The 17,828-nt window shown below is 63.1% G+C and carries 21 protein-coding genes; 7 read left to right on the plus strand and 14 right to left on the minus strand.

What is annotated here, in order from left to right; all coding sequences use genetic code 11:
• Window positions 1-36: 36 nt before the first annotated feature.
• Window positions 37-828, minus strand: a complete 792-nt coding sequence (locus P7C00_RS28705) for a YfaP family protein (RefSeq protein ID WP_402893330.1) — start codon at window positions 826-828, stop codon at window positions 37-39.
• A 367-nt stretch (window positions 829-1,195) separates the two neighbouring features.
• Here P7C00_RS28705 and P7C00_RS28710 point away from each other — a divergent pair, with 367 nt between their 5' ends.
• From P7C00_RS28710 to P7C00_RS28725, 4 genes are all read left to right on the plus strand, one after another.
• Window positions 1,196-1,438, plus strand: a complete 243-nt coding sequence (locus tag P7C00_RS28710) for an exodeoxyribonuclease VII small subunit (RefSeq protein WP_025129353.1) — start codon at window positions 1,196-1,198, stop codon at window positions 1,436-1,438.
• Window positions 1,435-2,322 carry a (2E,6E)-farnesyl diphosphate synthase gene (gene ispA, locus P7C00_RS28715; RefSeq protein ID WP_404937759.1) on the plus strand — a complete coding sequence of 296 codons (888 nt, stop codon included), beginning with the start codon at window positions 1,435-1,437 and terminating at the stop codon, window positions 2,320-2,322. Before P7C00_RS28710 ends, ispA begins: the two co-directional genes overlap by 4 nt.
• A 112-nt stretch (window positions 2,323-2,434) precedes the next feature.
• Window positions 2,435-4,336 (plus strand): 1-deoxy-D-xylulose-5-phosphate synthase, encoded by a 1,902-nt coding sequence (gene dxs, locus P7C00_RS28720; protein WP_404937760.1) that lies wholly within the window; start codon window positions 2,435-2,437, stop codon window positions 4,334-4,336.
• A 119-nt stretch (window positions 4,337-4,455) separates the two neighbouring features.
• The gene (locus P7C00_RS28725; RefSeq protein WP_404937761.1) at window positions 4,456-6,348 is read left to right on the plus strand and encodes a TonB-dependent receptor plug domain-containing protein; all 1,893 of its coding nucleotides are present in this window, start codon (window positions 4,456-4,458) and stop codon (window positions 6,346-6,348) included.
• A 71-nt stretch (window positions 6,349-6,419) separates the two neighbouring features.
• On the opposite strand, the gene P7C00_RS28730 is transcribed toward P7C00_RS28725, so the two are convergent.
• The 12 genes from P7C00_RS28730 to nrdR all read right to left on the minus strand — a co-directional run bounded on the left by P7C00_RS28730 (window position 6,420) and on the right by nrdR (window position 15,097).
• Window positions 6,420-7,217, minus strand: a complete 798-nt coding sequence (locus tag P7C00_RS28730; RefSeq protein WP_404937762.1) for a cobalamin-binding protein — start codon at window positions 7,215-7,217, stop codon at window positions 6,420-6,422.
• On the minus strand, window positions 7,217-7,636 hold the full coding sequence (locus tag P7C00_RS28735) for an MFS transporter (protein ID WP_123724334.1): 420 nt from the start codon (window positions 7,634-7,636) through the stop codon (window positions 7,217-7,219). Before P7C00_RS28735 ends, P7C00_RS28730 begins: the two co-directional genes overlap by 1 nt.
• Window positions 7,633-8,250, minus strand: a complete 618-nt coding sequence (ribA, locus tag P7C00_RS28740) for a GTP cyclohydrolase II (protein WP_060841299.1) — start codon at window positions 8,248-8,250, stop codon at window positions 7,633-7,635. The genes P7C00_RS28735 and ribA overlap by 4 nt, the downstream gene beginning before the upstream one ends.
• Before the next feature lie 113 nt (window positions 8,251-8,363).
• The gene (locus tag P7C00_RS28745; RefSeq protein WP_346635620.1) at window positions 8,364-9,122 is read right to left on the minus strand and encodes an ABC transporter substrate-binding protein; all 759 of its coding nucleotides are present in this window, start codon (window positions 9,120-9,122) and stop codon (window positions 8,364-8,366) included.
• Window positions 9,123-9,132: 10 nt separating this feature from the next.
• Window positions 9,133-9,636 carry a phosphatidylglycerophosphatase A gene (locus P7C00_RS28750; protein ID WP_123724332.1) on the minus strand — a complete coding sequence of 168 codons (504 nt, stop codon included), beginning with the start codon at window positions 9,634-9,636 and terminating at the stop codon, window positions 9,133-9,135.
• On the minus strand, window positions 9,633-10,598 hold the full coding sequence (gene thiL / locus P7C00_RS28755; RefSeq protein ID WP_346635619.1) for a thiamine-phosphate kinase: 966 nt from the start codon (window positions 10,596-10,598) through the stop codon (window positions 9,633-9,635). The genes P7C00_RS28750 and thiL overlap by 4 nt, the downstream gene beginning before the upstream one ends.
• Before the next feature lie 18 nt (window positions 10,599-10,616).
• Complete coding sequence (gene nusB / locus P7C00_RS28760) at window positions 10,617-11,117, minus strand: transcription antitermination factor NusB (protein ID WP_011063734.1); 501 nt, start codon at window positions 11,115-11,117, stop codon at window positions 10,617-10,619.
• Window positions 11,114-11,590, minus strand: coding sequence for a 6,7-dimethyl-8-ribityllumazine synthase (gene ribE / locus P7C00_RS28765; RefSeq protein ID WP_003228649.1), 477 nt, complete (start codon window positions 11,588-11,590; stop codon window positions 11,114-11,116). The genes nusB and ribE overlap by 4 nt, the downstream gene beginning before the upstream one ends.
• A gap of 91 nt (window positions 11,591-11,681) precedes the next feature.
• Window positions 11,682-12,773 carry a bifunctional 3,4-dihydroxy-2-butanone-4-phosphate synthase/GTP cyclohydrolase II gene (gene ribBA / locus P7C00_RS28770; RefSeq protein ID WP_123724330.1) on the minus strand — a complete coding sequence of 364 codons (1,092 nt, stop codon included), beginning with the start codon at window positions 12,771-12,773 and terminating at the stop codon, window positions 11,682-11,684.
• A gap of 16 nt (window positions 12,774-12,789) precedes the next feature.
• Window positions 12,790-13,455 carry a riboflavin synthase gene (locus tag P7C00_RS28775; RefSeq protein WP_041120021.1) on the minus strand — a complete coding sequence of 222 codons (666 nt, stop codon included), beginning with the start codon at window positions 13,453-13,455 and terminating at the stop codon, window positions 12,790-12,792.
• A gap of 47 nt (window positions 13,456-13,502) precedes the next feature.
• On the minus strand, window positions 13,503-14,636 hold the full coding sequence (ribD, locus tag P7C00_RS28780) for a bifunctional diaminohydroxyphosphoribosylaminopyrimidine deaminase/5-amino-6-(5-phosphoribosylamino)uracil reductase RibD (RefSeq protein ID WP_404937763.1): 1,134 nt from the start codon (window positions 14,634-14,636) through the stop codon (window positions 13,503-13,505).
• Window positions 14,633-15,097: a transcriptional regulator NrdR gene (nrdR, locus tag P7C00_RS28785; RefSeq protein WP_019095943.1), complete on the minus strand. Its 465-nt coding sequence runs from the start codon at window positions 15,095-15,097 to the stop codon at window positions 14,633-14,635. The genes ribD and nrdR overlap by 4 nt, the downstream gene beginning before the upstream one ends.
• Before the next feature lie 129 nt (window positions 15,098-15,226).
• On the opposite strand from nrdR, the gene P7C00_RS28790 reads away from it, so the two are divergent.
• From P7C00_RS28790 to trxA, 3 genes are read left to right on the plus strand one after another with little or no spacing between them, the layout of a single operon-like run.
• Window positions 15,227-15,685: a hypothetical protein gene (locus tag P7C00_RS28790; protein ID WP_346635617.1), complete on the plus strand. Its 459-nt coding sequence runs from the start codon at window positions 15,227-15,229 to the stop codon at window positions 15,683-15,685.
• Window positions 15,682-16,392 carry a 50S ribosomal protein L11 methyltransferase gene (locus tag P7C00_RS28795; protein WP_346635616.1) on the plus strand — a complete coding sequence of 237 codons (711 nt, stop codon included), beginning with the start codon at window positions 15,682-15,684 and terminating at the stop codon, window positions 16,390-16,392. The genes P7C00_RS28790 and P7C00_RS28795 overlap by 4 nt, the downstream gene beginning before the upstream one ends.
• 31 nt (window positions 16,393-16,423) lie before the next feature.
• A complete protein-coding gene (gene trxA, locus P7C00_RS28800; protein ID WP_346635615.1) occupies window positions 16,424-17,296 on the plus strand; it encodes a thioredoxin in 873 nt (290 codons plus the stop codon).
• A gap of 92 nt (window positions 17,297-17,388) precedes the next feature.
• Here the strand turns inward: trxA and P7C00_RS28805 are convergent, their stop codons facing one another.
• Window positions 17,389-17,730 carry a hypothetical protein gene (locus P7C00_RS28805; RefSeq protein WP_346635614.1) on the minus strand — a complete coding sequence of 114 codons (342 nt, stop codon included), beginning with the start codon at window positions 17,728-17,730 and terminating at the stop codon, window positions 17,389-17,391.
• Window positions 17,731-17,828: the final 98 nt, after the last annotated feature.

Genomic DNA, 17,828 nt, shown 5'->3' on the forward strand with positions numbered 1-17,828 from the left:
ATTCACAAAGCCCAATTCATCCGTGGTGCGGGATGTTCAATAGTTGAAAGACTTGACCAGCAACAGGTCGCCGATGGCCCGCATGGGCACGATAAAGGTCTCGCGTTTCTCATCGACGGTGTTTTCGTTAAGGATCAGGTTGATCTGCGAGGTGATCACCTCGTTCTGATTGCTGCCTTCGTCGAAGTTGTATCCGCCACTGCCGAAGTTGCCCCAGTAGTTGACGTAGATCAGATAGGTGCCCCGCAGCGGCGCGGTCATGGTGAACATTTCCGGGCCCGGCCCGTCGACCCCATCCGGGTCCAGGCCGCCGCCGTTGGTCAGGCCGGGATGACCGAAGAACGCGTGCTGACCGTCCGGGGTGATGATGTGCATGTCCAGCTCGGCCTTGGGATCGTCCCAGCCCAACACCACGCGAATGCGCGGGGGCGTCTTGTTCTGATTGGCCTCATAGAACTGCACGCGCTTGAGGGACTTGCCCTCGGAGCTGCGCACTTCGACGCTGTTGGAGCCGGCGCCAAAGGCATAAGGGCGAGCGAAGCGGCCCTGTTCGTCGGTGTAGAGGTTCAGCGGATTGCCGTTGACCGACAGACTGTGGGGCTGGCGCAGATGACCTATGGCCTTGAGCTGGCCCTCGATCAGGGTGCGATTGCGTTGAATGCCGCGGTCGATGGGCGGAGTCGGATAGGCCACTCGGTCCTGCTCGGTACGGTCCAGCAGTCCGGAATAGCGCCAGCCGCCCAGGGGTTCCTGAAGTTCGGCGGAAGGTTCGGCGAACGCCGCCCCGGCCACCAGCAAGGTCAGCAGAAGGGAGGATAAAACGCGCATGTAGTGCGTCCTGCCATGCATGGGAAAACCCTGGCGCCAGATCCTCGGCGCGGCTGCAAATATTCAGAAAGAATGCCCGGCGACAAAGGGCGTTGGAAAGGCCGCAGATTAGCGACTTGGCGCCTGTTGCACAATTGGCGAAAAGGGATTTTGCGAGGGAATTGGCAATGCCCTGAAACCCGCGCCACAAGTGCCATTACGGCGATATCACCGCGCTCAGTCCTGTGAGCTGCAAGTCTTGCCGGCGCCCCTCAATCCATCCTTGCGCAGCCCCCGTCAACAGCACGCCAGCGAGCGCTTCTCATTTGCCCGAAACCCCGGTGTCTGCTAGTGTCGCGCCGGTTTAACGTCAACCGGGATAGCCGCCATGGCCCGCAAAAAAGCTGCCTTAGATTTCGAACAATCCCTCGCCGACCTGCAAACCCTGGTCGAGCGTCTGGAGAACGGCGAGCTGTCGCTGGAAGACTCGTTGACCGCCTTTGAACAAGGCATTGGCCTGACCCGTGACTGCCAGGCTGCCCTGGCCCAGGCCGAGCAGAAGGTACAGATCCTCCTCGAGCGCGACGGCGAACTGGCGGAACAACCCTTCGATGCGGAACAAGCAGAATGATTACCGCCTATCAGGCCAGCAGTCAGGCCCGCGTCGACGCTGCAATGCATACCCTGTTCACCGCCCCAAGCCCCGAACTTGTCCGCCTTTATGAAGCCATGCGCTACAGCGTGATGAATGGCGGCAAGCGTGTGCGCCCGCTGCTGGCCTATGCCGCCTGCGAGGCCCTGGGCGGCCTGCCCGAGCAAGCCAACGGCGCCGCCTGCGCGGTGGAACTGATTCATGCCTACTCCCTGGTCCACGACGACCTGCCGGCCATGGACGATGACGATCTGCGTCGCGGCCAGCCCACCACCCACAAGGCCTTCGATGAAGCCTGCGCGATCCTCGCCGGTGACGGCCTGCAAAGTCTGGCCTTCAGCGCCCTGCTGGACCCGGGCCTGAGCGACGCCAGCGCCGAGATCCGCCTGCGCATGGTCACCACTTTGGCCCAGGCGGCGGGCCCGGCGGGCATGGTAGGCGGCCAGGCCATCGACCTGGGCTCGGTAGGACTCAAGCTCGACCAGCAAGCCCTGGAATACATGCACCGGCACAAGACCGGCGCGCTGATCGAGGCCAGTGTCATCCTCGGCGCACTGGCCAGTGGCCGGGCCGAGAAAGACGAACTGAAATCCTTGCAGACCTACGCCCAGGCCATCGGCCTGGCATTCCAGGTGCAGGACGACATCCTCGACGTCGAAAGTGATACCGCGACCCTGGGCAAACGCCAGGGCGCCGACATCGCTCGGGACAAACCGACCTACCCGGCACTGCTGGGCCTGGCCGCAGCCAAGGAGTACGCCCTGGAATTGCGGGACCAGGCGCTACACGCGCTGCGTCCGTTTGACGCAGCGGCCGAGCCTTTGCGCGAGCTGGCGCGGTATATCGTCGAGCGCCGCAGCTGATCGGCGCCCGATAGCCGGACCGCATATCGGCCAAGTTCGGCGCTCTGCGTGGGCAGCTTGCGATGCATAAGGTAAACTGCCGCCTCTTTCTATACCTATAACGATTCGCCTGATGCCCACGACGTTTCATGAGATTCCCCGCAAACGCCCGACCACGCCGCTGCTCGACCGTGCCCAGACGCCGGACGGCCTGCGCCGGTTAGGTGAAGCCGAGCTGGAAACCCTGGCCGATGAGTTGCGCCTGGAATTGCTCTACACGGTCGGCCAGACCGGCGGGCATTTCGGTGCCGGTCTTGGGGTCATCGAGCTGACCATCGCGTTGCATTACGTGTTCGACACCCCGGACGACCGGCTGGTGTGGGACGTGGGTCACCAGGCGTATCCGCACAAGATCCTCACCGGGCGCCGCGAGCAGATGGCCAGCCTGCGTCAGAAAGACGGCCTGGCCGCTTTCCCCCGGCGCTCCGAGAGCGAGTACGACACCTTCGGCGTCGGCCACTCCAGCACCTCCATCAGCGCTGCCCTGGGCATGGCCATCGCCGCCCGCCTGCAGAACAGCGAGCGCAAGGCCATTGCGGTGATCGGCGACGGCGCCCTGACTGCGGGCATGGCCTTCGAGGCCCTGAACCACGCGCCGGAAGTGGACGCCAATATGCTGGTGATCCTCAACGACAACGACATGTCGATCTCGCGCAATGTCGGCGGGCTGTCCAACTACCTGGCCAAGATCCTCTCCAGCCGCACCTACGCCAGCATGCGCGAAGGCAGCAAGAAAGTGCTGTCGCGCCTGCCCGGTGCCTGGGAAATCGCTCGCCGCACCGAAGAATATGCCAAGGGCATGCTGGTTCCCGGCACCCTGTTCGAAGAGCTGGGCTGGAACTACATCGGCCCTATCGATGGCCACGACCTGCCGACCCTGATCGCCACCCTGCGCAACATGCGTGACCTCAAGGGTCCGCAGTTCCTGCATGTGGTGACCAAGAAGGGCAAGGGCTTCGCCCCGGCGGAAGTCGATCCCATCGGCTACCACGCCATCACCAAGCTGGAGCCGCTGGACGCTCCGGCCGCTGCACCGAAGAAGACCGGCGGGCCCAAGTATTCCGCTGTATTCGGCGAATGGCTGTGCGACATGGCCGCTGCCGACCCACGCCTGGTGGGCATCACCCCGGCGATGAAGGAAGGTTCCGACCTGGTAGCCTTCAGCGAGCGATTCCCACTGCGCTACTTCGACGTGGCGATTGCCGAGCAGCACGCGGTGACCCTGGCGGCCGGCATGGCCTGCGAAGGCGCCAAGCCGGTGGTGGCGATCTATTCGACCTTCCTCCAGCGCGGCTATGACCAACTGATCCATGACGTGGCGGTACAGAACCTCGATGTGCTGTTCGCCATCGACCGCGCCGGCCTGGTGGGCGAAGACGGCCCGACTCATGCCGGCAGCTTCGACCTGTCCTACCTGCGCTGCATCCCCGGCATGGTGGTGATGACCCCAAGCGACGAGAACGAGCTGCGCAAGATGCTCAGCACCGGCCACCTGTACAACGGCCCGGCGGCGGTGCGTTATCCACGGGGCAGCGGCCCCAATGCGCCGATCGACAAGGACCTGGAACCGATCGAGATCGGCAAGGGTGTAATCCGTCGCCAAGGCAAACAGGTTGCGCTGCTGGTGTTTGGCGTACAACTGGCCGAAGCCCTGCAAGTGGCCGAGAAGCTCGATGCCAGCGTGATCGACATGCGCTTCGTCAAACCCCTGGACGAAGCCCTGGTCCGCGAAATTTCCGGCAGTCACGAACTGCTGGTGACCATCGAAGAGAACGCCATCATGGGCGGCGCCGGTGGTGCAGTCAGCGAGTTCCTGGCTCGCGAGAGCATCCTCAAGCCGATCCTGCACCTGGGCCTGCCGGATGCCTACGTCGAGCACGCCAAACCGGCGCAGATGCTCGCCGAATGCGGCCTCGACGAAGCCGGCATCGAAGCTTCGGTACGCCAGCGCCTGGAACTGCTGGGCCTGGCTTGATCCACAGCGGCTACCTGTAGCCGCTGCTGCACGCCCGCCATGCGGGCGGCGCTTTTGCTCCCTTCCTTATCCGGCTTCACACTCTGCGGCGAAGGCCGAGCCGCGCTAACGGAATAGCCATGAAACTTTCTCGCCTGGCCCTGCCGCTTTTCCTGCTGCCCTGTGCCGAACTCTTTGCCGACACCCCCGACCGCGATCAAGCGCTGAAACTGCCCGAGATGCTGATCAGCGCCAACCGCCAGGTGGAGGCGCGCAACGACAGCAGCGCCGCCAACACCGTGTTCACCCGGGAAGACATCGACCGCCTGCAGCCCAGTAGCCTGACCGACCTGCTGCAACGGGTGCCCGGTGTGCAGGTCGCGCGCAGCGGTGGTCGCGGCAGCCTGCTGGGCATCTATCTGCGCGGCACCGGATCGGCCCAGAGCCTGGTGTTGGTGGATGGCCAGCGCATCAGCAGCTCATCTTCCGGCGACAGCAATCTGCAGTACCTGAATGTCCAGCAGATCGAACGAGTGGAAGTGCTGCGCGGCTCACGCTCAGTGATCTATGGCAGCGACGCGATTGGTGGAGTGATCCAGATCTTCACCCGGCGTGGCGCCCAGCAAGGTCTGCAAGGACGCATGCATGTGGGATTCGGCAGCAACCAGACCTGGGAACGCAGCCTCGGCCTTTCCGGCGGCGATGAGCGTACCCGCTTCAGCCTCGGCGCCAGCCTGGATGAAACGGCGGGGATCGACTGGACCCATGAGTCGTTCCCCAGCGATACCGACCATGACGGCTACCGCAACAAGTCGTTGAGCTTCACCCTCAGCCACGCGCTGAACGATGATTTGGAGGTAGGCTTCAACCTGCTGGATAACCGTGGCCGCGCTCGCTACGACAACCCTTTCGGACGCTACGACTCAAGCTACAACGTCTTCGCCCAGGATCCTTACACCGACTTCAGTGTCAGCAGCGTCAGCGGCTATCTCGACGCGAACCTCAATGACTACTGGAAATCGCGGCTAGAACTCGGACATAGCGAAAACCGCGACCTCAAACGCGACAAGCTCAGCGACGAACGTAGCGTATTCAATACCTACCGGGACTCGCTGAACTGGCAGAACGATATGCGCCTGGACGAGGACAACAGTCTGATCCTCGGCGCAGACTGGTACGAAGACCGGCTCAATACCAGCCCGGCACAATTTGCCGAAGACAGCCGCTGGAACCGGGCAGCCTTCATCCAGCATCGTTTTCACAGTGAAAGCTTCTCCACCGAATTGGGTTTGCGCCGTGACCAAAACCAGCAATATGGCAGCCAGAACACTTGGAGCGGCACCTTCACCCTGCCGCTTAACCCGGACAATGACCTGCTGCTGTCCTACAGCGAAGGCTTCCGGGCGCCCAATTTCAGCGATCTGTATTACCCCGGTTTCAGCAATCCCGATCTCAAGCCGGAGCACTCCAAGAGCTATGAACTGCAATGGCGTAGCCAGCTGACGCAAAGCAGCCGCCTGGAAGCCTCGATCTACCGAACCGATATCAAAGACGCGATTATTTATGACCGTGTTGCGCAGCGCCCGGAAAACGTTGGCGCAGCAAGGATCAATGGTTTCGAGGCGGCCCTGAAACAGGAGCTGCTCGGCTGGCAAACCAGCATCGGTACCGCAATCATCGATCCACGCAACCGCAAGAATGGCCATCAACTGCCGCGCCGTGCCCGCCGCACCTTGAGCCTGGACCTGGACCGACAGTTCGACCTATTGGCGTTCGGTGCCAGCTGGCAACTGGTAAGCAAGAGTTATGAAGACCTGAGCGTAAAAAAGCAGGTGCCTGTGGGCGGCTACGGCCTGTTCGGTCTGCGCAGCAGCTGGGCGCTCAAACGGGAGCTAAAGCTGGACCTGAAACTCGACAATGTCTTCAACAAGTCCTATACCCGCGAGCTCTACGAATACAACCGCAACGGTTACGGCTACCGCGAAGAAGGCCGCACCTGGATGCTCGGCGTGACCTGGACGCCTGAGCTGTAAGGTCCGCCGCCTTCGCTGGCAAGCCAGCTCCTACACCGACCCCGTAGGAGCCGGCTCGCCGGCGAAGGGGCTCAGCGCTCGGGCGCGATCAAGGCACAGAGCTTGGCAGTCGCTGCAATCATCTGCCCACTGGGCCGCTCCAGGCCCTTGTCCCTCACCAGCAACAACCGCCCCTGCTGCACCGCCGCGATCTGCGGCCAGGCCATCCAGGCATCCAGCTGCCCCTGGACGGTGGCCAGGATCGCCTGCGGATTGCGCTGCAACACCGACTCGATACTGACCTGGGGCGCCGGCAGCGGCTGGTCGGCAAACACATTGCGCGCCCCGCAGACGCTCAAGGCTTCGCTGATGATCTGCCCACCGCCCACGGTGTACAGCGGCGAGTCCCAGACCTGATAGAACACCGGCAACGGCGGTTCACGGTGATAGCGGGCGCGTAATCCGGCCAGTTGCCGGTTCAACTCGGCGGCCAGTTCGCGGCCAGCCACCGGGCGACCCAGACGCTCGCCGATCTCGGCGATCTGCGCGGTCAGCTGCTGAAAGTCATGAGGTTCGGCGACAAAGGTAGGGATTCCCAGGCGCGCCAGTTGGTCGCGCTGAGCCGGACCAACACTGCCCGGCCAGAGCAACAGCAGGTCAGGTTTGAGGCTCAGTAAGCGCTCGATATCCAGTTGGCCGTAACGCCCCACCGAAGGCAGGTCCTTGAGCGACGCTGGCCGTTCACCAGCGTCCAGTACGCCCACCAGCAACTCGGCAGCCCCCAGCTCCACGACGATTTCCGAGAGCGACGGCGCCAGGCTGACCACTCGCTGCGCAGCCTGCACCGGAGCGCTGGCCAACAGGCAGAAGACCGCCAGCCAGCGCAGCATCAGCCCAGTTGACGCGGAATACGGTAGAGGTAGAACAGCACCGCAGTGGACAAAGCCAGGAGCATCAAGGGCACCGCTTCAAGGCCGACGAATACCGCCAGGGCACCGACCCAGGCCGGCAGCGAAGCCGCCAGAAAGGCCACCCGCCGGCTGGCCGCCAAGTGAATCCAGGCTGCCGGTTCCTCAGGCGTATCCAGGGCTTTCTGAGTAGCAATCAGCGCGTGCTTGTAGCCGCCGAAGAAACGCAGGCTGACGAACATCGACGCCACCCCGGCAATGAAGAACGGCATCGCCAGCACCGGCAGGATGGGTTCGCCCTGGCCGAACAGCGCGTTGATCACAAACAACGGCACCAGGCCCAGGGCCAGGTACTGCCACCAGCTTACGGTCAGGCGCCGCTTGACTTGACCCCGAGTCACGCGCGGTCGACCTCGCCCTGATGCTCATTGCCCATCATGTGATCAAGCTTGCTGGCCTTGGTCGCCAGGTACAGTTTGTTATGGGGGTTGTGGCCCGTGTGCAGCGGAACCCGCTCGGCGACCTGGATCCCCATGTCGGTCAGTGCCTTGACCTTGCGCGGGTTGTTGGTCATCAGCCGCAGGGACTTGACCCCCAGATGCTCAAGCATCGGCAGGCACATGGCGTAGTCACGCTGATCCGCAGCGAACCCCAGGCGCTCATTGGCTTCCACAGTATCGGCGCCACCATCTTGCAGCTCATAGGCACGGATCTTGTTCAGCAAGCCAATACCGCGCCCCTCCTGGCGCAGGTACAGCAGCACCCCGCGACCTTCCCGGGCGATGGCCCGCAGGGCAGCTTCCAGTTGCGAACCGCAGTCGCAACGCTGGCTGAACAGGGCGTCGCCGGTCAGGCATTCGGAGTGCAGGCGACCGAGAACCGGCGCGCCATCGGCGATGTCCCCCAGGCTGAGCACGACGTGCTCGCGACCGGTGGCTTCATCGAGAAAACCATGCATGGTGAATTGCGCAAAAGGCGTAGGCAGCTTGGAAGCGGCAACAAAAACGACGGGCACTGTTGTGCTCCTGATCTGTATGAGGACTGGAGATTCGCAGAGGCGGCATTGTAACAGCAGCCTCCACTGCACGCTTAGGCTGAATTATCGGAGATAAAGATCGATAAGTTTGATCAACGGACCGCCGGTTGCAGCCCACTATCAAAGGGATAAGGCTGCTTCCAGCGCAGGAAGATCGGCCGCAGGACACCGTCTTTCACCAATTGCTCCATGCGCCGGTCGTACAAGGAAAGCAGGGCCCGACCACGAGGATTGTCGGCAAAACCCAGGTACAGCGGCAGCTCGGCCAGGTGGGTACGCTTGAACCGGCTCGGCTCCGCAGCTTGTCCGAGTACGTAGTCGATCTCGGTCTGGGCATCGATGTAATAGTCGGCACGGCTGTACAGCAACATCGGCAGGATGCCGATGCGGCGACGAATTTCGTTGTAGCGGCGAACATTGGGCAGGTAGTCCTGGTACTTGTAGCCACGAACCCAGACCAACCGATAGCTGCCCAGGTTCGCCAGGGTCAGCTCGGGATTGCTGGCCAGGCCCAAGGCGTAGATATGGTCAGTGTCGTAGTTCCAGCGCGGATACAGCACACCCGCGGATTCACCACGATAGGCTCCTACCTGCGCATCCACTTCACCGCGCTGCACCAGCCCCACTGAACGGGTGTAGGGCACGCTGCTGCGTTCGACGAGGATGCCCTGGGGTTCGAATACCTCCCGCAGGATGTCCCAGGCCAAGCCCTTGCCATCGGCTTCGGTGTAGTCGTTCCATTCCTCGCTGGCGATGCGCACTTGTTGGGGCTGCGCCTGCAACTCGCCGGCCCGAACGCCAGAGCAGCTCCAGACCACCAGCAACACCAGCAGCGCGCGGCAGAACCCCATGCCTAATCCCTCAGCTGAAACACCACACCAGCCCTTGCATCGCCAACCAGGCAAACACCCCGGCCAGCACATCATCGAGCATGATGCCGACACCGCCATGGACATGCCGGTCGACCCAGCGAATCGGCCACGGTTTGAGAATGTCGAAGAAGCGAAATACCAGGAACCCCGCCAACAGCCAGTACCAACCCTCGGGCACCAGCCACAGGGTGATCCACATGCCGACCATCTCGTCCCAGACGATGCCTTCGTGGTCATGGACCCGCAGATCGTCGGCGACCTTGCCGCACAGCCAGAAGCCAAACAGCATGGTGACGCCGAGCATCAGCCAGTAGCCCCAGTCCGGCAACATCTGCCACAGCGGGATAAAGGGTAGCGCAACCAGCGAGCCCCAGGTGCCCGGCGCCTTGGGCAAAGTGCCGGAGCCAAAACCGAAGGCCAGGAAATGCCAGGGATTACGCCAGACCGACGGCGGCACGAACTCCGCCGGGACCTGCTTGGGATGATCTGTCACGGTGTCTCCGGAAAGTGTTGATAACCCCGGGTGCCGGGGGTGATGTCCTGGCCGCCGGCGTCCAGCAGGGTCACACCCTGCCCGGCCACCACTCGCCCCACCACCTGCACCGACCAACCGGCCGCCAACAGCGGCGCCAGTTCGGCAGGCGGCAAGGTAAAGGCCAGTACATAGTCGTCGCCGCCACTCAAGGCCGCCGCGCGGGCACCCTGTTCGCCAAGAAAGCTCAACAATGCCGGGGACAGTGGCAGTTTCTCCACCTCCACCTGCAAGGCGACCTTCGAAGCGGTCGCGATATGCCCGCAATCGGCCAGCAGGCCATCGGAGATATCCAGGGCCGAAGTGGCCTTGCCCCGCAGCGCCTGGCCCAGGGCCAATTGCGGCTGCGGTGACCAGTAGTGGGCCAACAAGGGGGTGGCGATGGTCGCATCAGCACTGCGCTGGCCCAGTACCAGTGGCAAGGCCCCGGCGGCATTGCCCAACTCACCGCCGACACACAGCAAATCGCCTGCTCGGGCACCACTGCGGGTCAGGGCAAGACCGGCAGGCACCCGCCCAAATACCGTCAGGGTCAAGGTCAGCGGGCCGCGAGTGGTGTCACCACCAATCAGGCGCACGCCGCAATTCTGGGCCATGGCGTTCAGACCGCAGGCATAGGCCTGCAGCCAATCGGTGCTTACCGTCGGCAGGGTCAGGGCAAGGGTAAAGGCCAGCGGGGTGGCGCCCATGGCAGCCAGATCGCTGACAGCCACCGCCAGTGAGCGTTGGCCTAAAAGATAGGGGTCGCAGGGATCGGCGAAATGCACACCGGCCACCAGGGTGTCGGTGGAAATCGCCAACTGCTCGCCAGGAGCAACCGCCAGCAAGGCGCAGTCGTCGCCGATCCCCAGGGCAACACCCTCGCCGCCTTGCGCACAAGGCGCGGCAGCGAAGAAGTTACGGATCAGCTCAAACTCGCCCATGGCAGCTGCAAGCGCGGTTCAGCGCTTGAACGCCTTCACTTCAGCTTCACGCAGGCGCGGGGCCAGCTTGTCGAGAACACCGTTGACGAACTTGTGGCCGTCGGTGGAACCGAAGACCTTGGCCAGTTCGATACCCTCGTTGATCACAACGCGGTACGGCACGTCGACGCGCTTGAGCAGCTCCCAGGTGGACAGCCGCAGGACCGCCAGTTCAACCGGGTCCAGCTCATCGATGGCCAGGTCCAGGCAAGGCACGAGCGCGGTGTCGATCTCGTTCTTGTTGGCCGGAACCCCGTGCAGGATTTCACGGAAGTAGGCGCCGTCGATGTCAGTGAAATCGTTGTCGACCCGAAACTGCGCTTCGATCTCGTTCAGCGAATGCTTGGCCATGTGCCACTGGTACAGCGCCTGGGTCGCGAGCTGACGGGCTTCGCGACGCTTGGCGCTCTTGGATGGCTTGCCGGCGTTTGCAGGCTTGGGATCGCGCGGGTTGAAACGATCGCTATCGTCGCTAATCACTTGGCCTCCAACTGCGCCAGCAGGCTGACCATTTCCAGGGCGGACAAGGCAGCTTCGGCCCCTTTGTTACCGGCCTTGGTGCCGGAACGTTCGATGGCTTGCTCGATCGAGTCAACGGTCAGTACGCCGAAGGCCACTGGCACGCCGAACTCCATGGACACCTGGGCCAGGCCCTTGGTGCACTCGCCGGCCACGTATTCGAAGTGCGGAGTACCGCCACGAATGACCGCGCCCAGGGCGATGATCGCCGCGAACTCACCTTTCTGTGCGACTTTCTGTGCAACCAACGGAATTTCGAAGGCGCCAGGAGCACGGATGATGGTGATGTCGCTTTCGCTCACGCCATGGCGAACCAGCGCGTCAACCGCGCCGCTGACCAGGCTTTCGACGACGAAGCTGTTGAAACGGCCGACCACCAGGGCATAGCGGCCTTTAGGGGCGATGAAGGTACCTTCGATGGTCTTCAGGGTCATTCGACAAATCTCTTAAAGAGCCAGAGCGTGTCTAGCACACGCTCTTCAGTGATATTTGAACCGCGAATTTCAAGCCAGAAACGACCAGCTTTTATTCGGAGGGCACGTATTCTACAACTTCCAGGTCGAAACCGGATATCGCATTAAACTTCATCGGCGCACTCATCAGACGCATTTTGCGTACGCCCAGGTCCCGGAGGATCTGCGAACCGGCACCGACGATGCTGTAGGTGGTCGGTTTCTTCACCGGCTGGTGATCGGCCGTTTCACGAATGTGTGCCAGCAGCACGTCGCCATCCAGCGGGTGACCGAGCAACAGCACCACGCCGCTGCCGGCCTCGGCCACGGTGGCCATGGCCGCCCGCAGGCTCCAGCGACCCGGTTGCTTGACCATCAGCAGGTCCCGCAGTGGGTCCATGTTGTGCACTCGCACCAGGGTCGGCTCTTCAGCGCAGATCTCGCCCAGAGTCAGAGCCATGTGCACATCGCCTTCAACCGAATCACGATAGGTCACCAGGTTGAACTGGCCCAGTTCGCTGTCCAGGGGCTGCTCGGCAATCCGCTGAACGGTACGTTCGTGGATCATCCGATAGTGAATCAGGTCGGCAATGGTGCCGATCTTGATGTTGTGTTCGGCGGCGAAAGCTTCCAGTTCGGTGCGACGGGACATGGTGCCGTCGTCGTTCATCACTTCGCAGATCACCCCGCTTGGCTCGAACCCGGCCATGCGCGCCAGGTCGCAGGCGGCTTCGGTGTGGCCGGCACGGGCCAGGGTACCGCCGGGCTGGGCCATCAGCGGGAAGATGTGACCCGGGCTGACGATGTCCTCGGCCTTGGCATCCTTGGCCGCTGCCGCTTGTACGGTACGCGCACGGTCAGCGGCAGAGATGCCGGTGGTCACGCCTTCGGTGGCCTCGATGGAGACGGTGAACTTGGTGCCGAAGCCAGAACCGTTGCGCGGTGCCATCAGCGGCAGCTTGAGCAGCTCGCAGCGCTCGCGGCTCATGGGCATGCAGATCAGGCCACGGGCGTGCTTGGCCATGAAGTTGATGTGTTCGGCCTTGCAGCACTCGGCGGCCATGATCAGGTCGCCTTCGTTCTCGCGGTCTTCGTCATCCATGAGGATGACCATCTTGCCTTGGCGGATGTCTTCAACCAGTTCTTCGATGCTGTTGAGCGCCACGCGGCACCCCCTTGAGTCAGGATTTGAGGTAGCCGTTAGCGGCCAGAAAACTTTCGGTAATGGTGCCGCCGGTGGTGGCTTGCGCCGCCTTGTCACCCAACAGCAGGCGCTCCAGGTAGCGCGCCAGCAGGTCGACCTCGAGGTTGACCTGCCGACCCGGCCGGTAGTCGGCCATGATGGTTTCCGCCAAGGTGTGGGGCACGATGGTCAGCTCGAACTCGGCGCCATTCACCGCGTTGACCGTCAGGCTGGTGCCATCGACGGTGATCGAGCCTTTATGGGCGATGTACTTGGCCAGTTCTTTCGGTGCGCGGATACGGAACTGGATGGCCCGAGCATTTTCCTCCCGCGCCACCACTTCGCCGACACCGTCGACATGGCCGCTGACCAGATGACCACCCAGGCGGGTGGTCGGGGTCAGGGCTTTCTCCAGGTTGACCCGGCTACCGGCTTTCAATTGGTGAAAGGCGGTGCAATCGAGGGTCTCGCGGCTGACATCGGCCCAGAAACCATCGCCCGGCAACTCGACTGCGGTCAGGCAGACGCCGTTCACCGCGATGCTGTCGCCCAGTTTGACGTCGGCCAGATCAAGCTTGCCGGTTTCTACATAGACCCGCACATCTCCGCCTTTTGGGGTCAATGCGCGAATGCTGCCGATGGATTCGATGATGCCGGTGAACATGGAGTCCTCCTCGAGAACAGGGCCGCCGGGTAGGCGAAAGTCGGGAATTATACGCTCGCTGGCGGGGCCGGGATGGCAGTGACTCGCCAGTCATCGCCCACCGCACGCATTTCAATGATCTTGAGCAATGGCGCCTCGTGCATGTGCGCCAGCGGCCAGTCCAGCAACGGCCGGGCGGAGGAGCCGAGGAACTTGCCGGCGACAAATATCTGGTACTCGTCCACCAAGCCCTGTTGGGCAAAGGCTCCCGCCAGCCGCGGGCCGGCTTCCACCAGCACCTCGTTGACGCCACGGGCGGCCAGTTCCAACAGCAGGCGGCGCAGGTCGACCTGGCCATCGGGGCCGGGAACGATCAGGCACTCCGGGCCGTTGGCGTACTGTTCTTCAACCGCTGCGCAAGTGGCAACCAACGCCGGGCCAGCCTTGAAGAACGGCGCATCCAGAGGCACTCGCAGGCGCCCATCGATCAACACCCGCAGCGGTGGACGGCTCATGGCCAGGGCAGTCTGCTCGGGGTCCAGGCCCAGTTCGGCGGCGCGTACGGTCAGCCGGGCGTCATCGGCCAGTACCGTGTCGGCACCGGTCAGCACCACCGAAGATTCGGCCCGCAAGCGCTGCACCGCGGAGCGGGCGGCAGGCCCGGTAATCCATTGGCTCTCGCCACTGGCCATGGCGGTGCGGCCATCGAGACTCATGGCCAGCTTGACCCGCACATAAGGCAGGCCGTGCTCCATGCGCTTCAGGAAGCCCTTGTTGATCGACCGGGCCTCGGCTTCCAGCACACCGCTGTAGGTGTCGATGCCGGCCTGGGCCAGACGCTGCAAGCCGCGACCGGCCACTTCCGGATTCGGGTCCTGCATCGCCGCGACCACCCGCACCACCCCGGCATTGACCAGGGCATCGGCGCAAGGCGGTGTGCGGCCGTGATGGCTGCAAGGCTCGAGCGTCACATAGGCAGTGGCGCCACGGGCCTGCTCCCCGGCGGCACGCAGGGCATGGACTTCGGCGTGGGGTTCACCGGCCCGCACATGCCAGCCTTCGCCGACCACCTGGCCATCGCGAACGACGACGCAGCCGACGCGGGGGTTGGGATGAGTGGAATACCGGCCCTTGCGCGCCAGTTCCAGGGCACGGGCCATGTAGTGGGCGTCAAGTACCGCTTGCTCCGGGGACAGGCTCATTGCTTGGCCGGCTCGCGGGCGAGACGGTCGATCTCTTCGCGGAATTCGTTGAGGTCCTGGAAACGTCGATAGACCGAAGCGAAACGGATATAGGCGACTTCATCGAGCTTCTGCAGCTCGGTCATCACCAGTTCACCCACGACCAGGGATTTGACTTCGCGCTCGCCGGTGGCCCGCAGCTTGTGCTTGATATGCACCAGCGCCGCCTCCAGACGCTCGACACTCACCGGGCGCTTTTCCAGGGCGCGCTGCATACCGGCGCGCAGTTTTTCTTCGTCGAAGGGCTGACGGCTGCCGTCAGTCTTGATCAGGCGCGGCATCACCAGTTCGGCAGTTTCGAAGGTGGTGAAACGTTCACCACAGGCCAGGCATTCACGCCGGCGGCGCACCTGTTCGCCCTCGGCGACCAGACGCGAGTCGATGACCTTGGTGTCGTTGGCACCGCAGAAGGGACAGTGCATGGTGGCAGGCAACAAAAAAAGGGAGGGCCATGGTAGCGCATCCCACTGGCAAGACAAGCCATAGCCTTTACGGTATACAGACCGACTATTATGTTTCGCACATGGACATTCGCCTTGTTGGAGCTTCAGATGCCGCTCAGACCGCTCGTTTTGCTCAGTCTTGTCAGCCTGCTGGTCGCTTGCAGCAGCGATGCCCCGAAACCTGCGGCACCCTCTTCTTCACAGCAACAGACCACGAAAAAAAATCAGCAGCCTGCCGATCTTGGGCCCTTGCCGGCCTACCAGCGCGAACTGAGCGGCACCCTCGACGGGGTGCCGGCCGGCGCCGACGTCGAGCTGGCGCTGCTGGTGATCGATGAGCGCGGCCGTCCGCAACGCTTGCTGGCCAGCAACAACCTGACCGGTACCAACCAGGCCCTGCCATTTCGCCTGCGTTTCGCTCCCGAGGCCTTCCCCGCTGGCGCCCGGGTCGAACTGCGCGGCCGCGCCAGCCAGTCCGGCCAGTTGATCCTGCACCTGCCGGCACAACGTATCGACCAACCCACCACCCAGGCCCTGGGACAACTGCAGTTCGTCAAAGCCCCATGAATGTACCGCTCGACCTGCAAGACGCCCTCAGCGAGCTGCTGGGAGACGCGCAATTGGTGGCCTGCGAGCTGCCCGACACTCGCCTGAAACTCTGGCTCATCGACGCCCAGAACATGGACCGCGCCTTCACCCCGGAAGAAACCCGGCGCATTCTCCACGAGCCGCCTTACTGGAGTTTCTGCTGGGCCAGCGGCCTGGCCCTGGCCCGTTACCTGGCCGAACACCCGCACTGGGTACAAGGCAAGCGGGTGCTGGATTTCGGCGCCGGTTCCGGTGTGGCGGCGATTGCCGCGGCCAAGGCCGGCGCCCTGGAAGTGGTGGCCTGCGACCTCGACCCGTTGGCCATTGCCGCCTGCCGGGCCAACGCCGAACTCAACGACGTCGCGCTGAACTATTCCACGGATTTTTTCGCCGAGGCCGATCGCTTCGACCTGATCCTGGTGGCAGACGTGCTCTATGACCGAGCCAACCTGCCGCTGCTGGATGAATTCCTCAGCCGCGGCCGTGAAGCCCTGGTGGCGGATTCCCGGGTCAGGGACTTCCAGCACCCGCTGTATCAGCGCTTGGAAATGCTCAACGCCCTGACCCTGCCGGACCTGGCCGAACCTTGGGAGTTTCGCAACGTGAGCCTGTATCACGCGCAGCGGCCATTTGCCGGCGAGCCGGCTGCCACGGGCGATAGCGATCTACCCCGCGCAACTTTATAGTGGTTCCATTCCCGCTTATTCGAGATACCCCATGAGTCAGGACACGCCGTATATCTTCGACGCCCGCACCGCTGATTTCGACCAGTCGGTGATCGAGAACTCCTTCCACAAACCGGTCCTGGTGGACTTCTGGGCAGAATGGTGTGCGCCCTGCAAAGCGCTGATGCCGATGCTGCAACAGATTGCCGAGAGCTATCAGGGCGAGCTGCTGCTGGCCAAGGTCAACTGCGATGTCGAGCAGGACATCGTCGCCCGCTTCGGCATCCGCAGCCTGCCGACCGTGGTGCTGTTCAAGGACGGCCAGCCGGTAGACGGTTTTGCCGGCGCACAACCGGAATCCGCAGTACGAGCCATGCTCGAACCCCATGTGCAGATGCCGCCTCCCCCTGCCGCCGACCCGCTGGAGCAGGCCGAAGCCTTGTTCAACGACGGTCGTATCGGCGACGCCGAGGCCATCCTCAAAGTGTTGCTGGGGGAAGACAACAGCAACGCCAAGGCGCTCATCCTTTATGCCCGCTGCCTGGCCGAGCGCGGCGAACTGGGCGAAGCCCAGACCGTGCTCGACGCGGTCAAGAGCGATGAGCACAAAGCCGCCCTGGCCGGAGCCAAGGCGCAGATCACCTTCCTCAAGCAGGCGGCGGACCTGCCGGATGCCGCCGACCTCAAAGCGCGCCTGGCCAAGGACCCGCTGGATGATGAGGCGGCGTACCAGCTGTCGATCCAGCAACTGGCCCGTCAGCAATACGAAGCGGCGCTGGAGGCCTTGCTCAAACTCTTCATGCGCAACCGCAGCTACAACGAAGGCATTGCCCACAAGACCCTGCTGCAGGTCTTCGACCTGTTGGGCAACGATCACCCATTGGTGACCGCGTATCGCCGCAAACTGTTCGCCGCGCTGTACTGAGACTGATCTGCCGTCTTGTGTAGGAGCTGGCTTGCCAGCGAAAGGGTTCTGACAGACAGAACCCTTTGGCCAGCAAGCTGGCTCCTACAGGATCATTGCACCCAGCTGTAGATCGGCGTATCGGCGCCGCTGATCACCTTGACCTCGGTGCAGTGGCGCAAGCGCACCAGCAAACGCTTGCCCGCTGCGGCGCTGCCGGTCAGCCCCTCCAACTGTTCCAGCAACTCGGGCCCGCTAATCTGGCCCGCCTTGCGCAACAGATCCTTGGCGGTCTGCCACAAGGCATCGTCCTGGTTCACCGGCCGGGCTGTTACCGCACCACTTTCCGGCTTGGCCGCCTGCAACTGCGCGCCCAGTTGCGCCCAGTCGCCCTCGTCCAGCTCCAGGGTCAAATCCACCGGCCAATCGCCGATGCTTCCACGAATCCGCAACATCGCTGTGCTCCCGAATATTTCTGACGAGCATGCTCCCACGCGTCTTGCGCAACGCCAAGCGGACGGTCAAACTCTGCAGCCAATTGTTATAAGATCAC

This window comes from Pseudomonas sp. JDS08PS003 (assembly GCF_045013505.1).
GTDB lineage: Bacteria > Pseudomonadota > Gammaproteobacteria > Pseudomonadales > Pseudomonadaceae > Aquipseudomonas > Aquipseudomonas protegens_B.